Genomic DNA, 4788 nt, shown 5'->3' with positions numbered 1-4788 from the left:
GCCCCAGCGCGGCTTTAGCACGGCCTTAGGGCGACTTCAGGGCGCTCACGTGCGGAAGGCCTGGATGATTCCGGCCGGACAGGGCCGCCGCCACCCACACCGAACGCTGGGCGTCATCGTGCTGCCCGTCCCGAAGGTAGTCAAGGGCGTTCTCGACTTCCCGCAGGATGCTCCATTCACGGGCGGCCTGCGGGTCCAGCCCCGCGGCAGCGCAGAGTGCTGACAGGCGGTCCTGCAGCGCTTTCTGCGGCTCCGCTTCGTCCAGCTCCTCCAAACGGTTCCACAGCATCGGGGCGACGGCGTATTCGGCTTCTCCGAACACTGCCTGCGGGTCAATCGCCGCATATCCGGCTTGGCGCTTTGGCCCGTCCGCTTCCAGCCTGCGGAGGATGTTGCCGTAGTGCAGGTCCGCGTGGACCAGGACATCCCGGCTGGACCGGCGGCCTACCGCACCGCGCGTCTGGCAGACCTGGAGGGCTTCCTCCAGCAGCCAGCGATCAAACGGACGGTCGAGGTCCTCCCAGTCGGCGGGCAGCTCATCGGAAAACTGTTCGGCCCGTTCCGCAACTGAGGGAATCGCCGCCCACTGTGGGTCGTCCGTTCCCTGCAGGCTCAGGCGGCGGACCAGCTGGCCCCAGACCTGCACGGCCTCCGGCACCGGGACATCCAGTAGGGACGCCTCGGGGTCCAGCCGTTCCAGCACCAGGACCGTGCCTGCGGCGGTGCGGTCCAGCAGGCGGACCGCACCGTTGCCGTCCCAGAGTTCCAGTGCGGCGGACTCAGTGGCAGCCTCGGGATGCGGATACGGAAACTTCAACAACGGCGGGGGGGGAGCCCTCTGAAGCAATGACCGGCAGCACCAGCGCGCCGTAGCCGTGCCAGGACGCCGACCCGGCTGAAGCATCCAGGCGCATCCGGAAATCCCGAAGGCTCTCCTGGACCAGGGCCGGCAGCCCGTCCAGCCAGGCACGGCCCTCCCGTGTACGCAGATAGCGCCGGCGAAGCGCCTCGGGTACAACGACGGCGGGAGCCATGGGGTCCTCCTGGAGATAGTTGGATTTGGGTCCGGTACCCCATCAAGCCGGCGGAAGCAGCAGAAACCAGCAGATCTGCTGGTTTAGCCGGCCGCCCACGGCAGTGCAGCGGGCTCAGCGTCAAGGCCAGGCGAGGCAGGCACGGCAGCGGCCCCGGAGTAAAGCTGGAGGGACGTCTCCACCAGCCGGTCAATCGCCCACGAGCGTACGGCACCATCGCTGGATCCCGCCAGATCTGCGTAGACACCGGGCAGGGCCGCTTCCATTCCGGCCAGCGAACCGGACGGATCGGCGTAGAAGGCTGCGGACAGTGAGTACGCAGGAACCGGGCCCACCGCGGGAAGGCACAGGGTCGGCAGCAGCGCGACGCCGTTCCGGCCCGCCTCCAAATGCGCGGCGCGGCGCTCTGCCGGTGTTTCGCCCAGCACGGAGACGGCTGCGCCGTTTTGGGCCTGGGCGACTTCATAGACGTAGACGGCCCCGAACTCCGCATCCAGTGCGGACTGCAGGGCCTCGGCGGCGCCTGGTCGGTCACGCAGCTCCGTGCGGTCCGTTGCTGCGTCGTTGGTGCAGCGGGCCGCTGCGTCCTCGCCAAGGACCGGCGTCCAGCCCGATTCCTTGGTGGTCACGCTCCCGCCCAGCACCTGCGCGGCCCGCTGGGCGAGCAGGAGCTGCCCGGTCCCGACGGAGGCCAGGAGGCGGGCGGCACCGTAGTCGGCCCGGCCCGCGGCCTCGAGATTGAACTGCGCAGCAGCGTAAAGCGCGTCGGGATAAGAGTCTGTCGAACGGTCCACGGACTGTGCTGTCTGGTAGGCGGAGGCGCCGCCGGGACTGGTCAGCAGCAGCGCCTGGTCGCGCAGCACCTGGGACTGCATCTGCAGTTCCGCCGAGGGTGCCCCCACAGCAAGCGAGTCGGCTTCAGCGGCCAGGACCCGTGCCGTGGCGAACGCCTCATTCAGTGCCTTCTCCGAGAAGGACCGTGGGCGGTCAGCTTCCGCACGATTGCCCGCCGTGAGGCCGAAACTTGCAACAACGCAGGCCAGAAGGCCAAGCGCCAGCGTACGCCGGAAAGCCCCGGCTGCCGAGGCGGCCCTGGACGGGCGCGCGGCAGGAGGCTTCTGAGAAGAGAGGCGCTTATTCACAACACTCGATGATGTCACGAACCCGGCGCTCCCGCGCCCGTGACCCGGGTACCCGGGAAAGTCGGTAGGCTAGTGGATACAACATCATCTAGTGGGAGGCAATAATGGCGGTTCGGCCCAGCCCCAAAAAAGACACCTCGTCGGACTACCGCAAGAACGCTCAGCGCGCAGAGATCGCTGCAGAGACGCAGCGGCTGACGGACTACCTTGCCCCCACTGTCGCCGGGGAAGGACTCTTCCTCGAGGACATCGAAATCAGGATTGCCGGTGTCCACCGCACGGTCCACGTCATCGTGGACCTCCCCGAAACGGAAATCGGCGGCGTCAGCCTGGACCGGATCGCGGAAATTTCCCGCGTCCTCTCCGATGCCATGGATCAGGACCCGCACGACGACGGGCGTCCCTACAGTCTCGAAGTTTCCTCTCCCGGCGTCTCGCGTCCGCTGACCGAACCCAGGCACTGGCGGAGGAACACCGGCCGGATGGTGCTGGTGACGCCGGTGTCCGGTGACGCTCTCACTGGACGACTGGTCGAGGTGGATGCGGAGGGGATCACCCTGATTCCCGAACTGCCCGTCAAAAAGGGAATGAAGCCCAAACAGGGCGAGCAGATTCACCTGTCCTTTGACCAAATCGCCAAGGGCAGGGTGGAAATCGAGTTCACCCATCTTGAGGACGACCCGGCAGACGAAGATGCAGACGGATTTGAAAGCACAGCCGAGGAGGCCTAAATGGATATTGATATGAGTGCGCTGCGGCTGCTGGAAGCGGAACGGGAAATTCCGCTGGACCTGCTGATCCCCACGATTGAACAGGCACTGCTGGTTGCCTATCACAAAACCACCGGCTCGCAGGAAAAGGCCAGGGCTGAGCTGGACCGCAAGAACGGTCACGTCACGATCTGGGCTACCGAGCTTGACGACGACGGCGAAGCTGTCGGCGAGTTCGATGACACGCCTGCCGGTTTCGGCCGGATTGCCGCGAGCACGGCCCGGCAGATCATCCTGCAGCGGCTGCGCGATGTCGAGGATGACAACATCCTCGGGGAATTCAAGGGCCGTGAAGGCGAACTGGTTTCCGGCCAGATCCAGCAGGGCAATAACCCGCACATGATCCAGGTGAACCTTGGATCCGTCGAGGCGCTGCTGCCTCCGACGGAACAGGTCCCGGGGGAGAAGTACCTCCACGGCTCCCGCCTGCGTGCGTTCGTCGTCGACGTCCGCCGCGGATTCAAGGGCCCGTCCATCACGCTTTCCCGCTCCCACCCGGGGCTGGTGCGCAAGCTCTTCGAACTGGAGGTTCCGGAGATTGCCGACGGTTCCGTGGAGATCGTTGCCCTGGCCCGGGAAGCCGGCCACCGCACCAAGATCGCCGTCAAGGCGCACACCCCCGGCATCAACGCCAAGGGTGCCTGCATCGGTGAAATGGGATCGCGTGTCCGCGCCGTGATGACTGAGCTGCATGACGAGAAGATCGACATCGTGGACTTCAGTGAGGACCCGGCGACGTTTATTGCCAACGCGCTCTCGCCGTCGCGCGTCAACTCCGTCACCATCACCGACGAGGATGCCCGTTCGGCCCGCGTCGTGGTGCCTGACTACCAGCTGTCCCTGGCTATCGGCAAGGAAGGGCAGAACGCCCGCCTCGCTGCGAAGCTGACGGGATGGCGGATCGATATCGTCTCCGACGCGAAGTCCGCCTAAGTTCCTCCTCCGGGAGACCGGATGAGGGCAAGAGATAAGAAAAGCGGTAGAATGTTCATGGCCGGGTCACCGTCCGCCTTCCAACACCCGCAGGAGCCCGTGGAATCGATGCGGCCTGCGGCAGGATCAAGGCATGTTCCGCAACGGACATGCATTGGCTGCCGGAAGAAGGATGACCAGGCTGCTCTGATGCGGCTGGCGCTGGATTCGACGGAGGGCACACGTGCCGTCGTGATCGATGAAAGCCGCCGTATGTCTGGCCGGGGTGCCTGGTTGCACCCCGGGGCAGCATGCCTCGCAACAGCTGTAAAACGCCGGGCTTTCGGCCGTGCCTTTCGGGCACAGGTCGACGCCTCGGGCGTGGAACAGCGGTTCGAAGCTCAAGAGGCGGGTCCCAACCGGGGCCACCTCGAAACCGTCCAACCTGAAAGCGGGTCTGAAATCTGATGGAAACCCGATGAGTACCCAGCGATGAGTACCCGACGATGAGTACTTTGTTGTGCTCTGTGATGGGCAACCCTGCACCTGCAGTGGAAGCCCGCAGTAAATAGACGGTTCGTGCCTGGCTCGGTGCGGACTGAGACAGGAGAAATGTGGCCAAGGTCCGCGTACACGAGCTCGCCAAAGAGCTCGGCATCACTTCGAAGGATGCAGTTGCAAAACTGCAGGAACTGGGCGAATTCGTCCGTTCGGCATCTTCGACAATCGAAGCACCCGTAGTCAAGAAACTGCGCGGGGCATTCCCCGACGCACCTGCAAAGCCTGCGGCTGCCGATAACTCCGGTGCGGAAAAATCCGCGCCGCGTCCGGCTGCTCCCGCCCCGGCAGCGCCTGCACCCGCAGCGCCTGCTCCGGCAGCACCTGCCGCCAAGGCAGAAGCCCCCGCCCCGGCGGCGGAGAAGCCCGCAG

7 protein-coding genes are annotated in these 4788 nt (G+C 65.6%); 4 read left to right on the top strand and 3 right to left on the bottom strand.

The window, feature by feature from the left end:
* Positions 1-25: 25 nt before the first annotated feature.
* The 3 genes from RTN46_RS16415 to RTN46_RS16405 all read right to left on the bottom strand — a co-directional run bounded on the left by RTN46_RS16415 (position 26) and on the right by RTN46_RS16405 (position 2194).
* Positions 26-820, bottom strand: a complete 795-nt coding sequence (locus RTN46_RS16415; RefSeq protein WP_312182992.1) for an aminoglycoside phosphotransferase family protein — start codon at positions 818-820, stop codon at positions 26-28.
* On the bottom strand, positions 780-1034 hold the full coding sequence (locus tag RTN46_RS16410) for a hypothetical protein (RefSeq protein ID WP_312182990.1): 255 nt from the start codon (positions 1032-1034) through the stop codon (positions 780-782). Before RTN46_RS16410 ends, RTN46_RS16415 begins: the two co-directional genes overlap by 41 nt.
* Before the next feature lie 83 nt (positions 1035-1117).
* Complete coding sequence (locus RTN46_RS16405; protein WP_312182988.1) at positions 1118-2194, bottom strand: DUF4439 domain-containing protein; 1077 nt, start codon at positions 2192-2194, stop codon at positions 1118-1120.
* An 86-nt stretch (positions 2195-2280) separates the two neighbouring features.
* Between RTN46_RS16405 and rimP the strand changes: the two genes are divergently transcribed.
* The 4 genes from rimP to RTN46_RS16385 form a co-directional block, all read left to right on the top strand.
* Positions 2281-2907 carry a ribosome maturation factor RimP gene (rimP, locus tag RTN46_RS16400; RefSeq protein ID WP_312182986.1) on the top strand — a complete coding sequence of 209 codons (627 nt, stop codon included), beginning with the start codon at positions 2281-2283 and terminating at the stop codon, positions 2905-2907.
* Entirely contained in the window at positions 2908-3879 is a 972-nt protein-coding gene (gene nusA / locus RTN46_RS16395; protein WP_312182984.1) for a transcription termination factor NusA, read from the top strand.
* 21 nt (positions 3880-3900) lie between these two features.
* Entirely contained in the window at positions 3901-4326 is a 426-nt protein-coding gene (locus tag RTN46_RS16390) for a YlxR family protein (RefSeq protein ID WP_312182982.1), read from the top strand.
* A gap of 146 nt (positions 4327-4472) precedes the next feature.
* Positions 4473-4788 (top strand): translation initiation factor IF-2 N-terminal domain-containing protein (locus RTN46_RS16385; RefSeq protein WP_312182981.1); only part of this gene is annotated, 316 nt, incomplete at its 3' end.

The organism is Arthrobacter sp. (assembly GCF_031988865.1).
In the GTDB taxonomy this organism is placed as follows: Bacteria; Actinomycetota; Actinomycetes; order Actinomycetales; family Micrococcaceae; genus Arthrobacter_B.
This window is presented reverse-complemented; position numbering and strand designations above follow the sequence as displayed.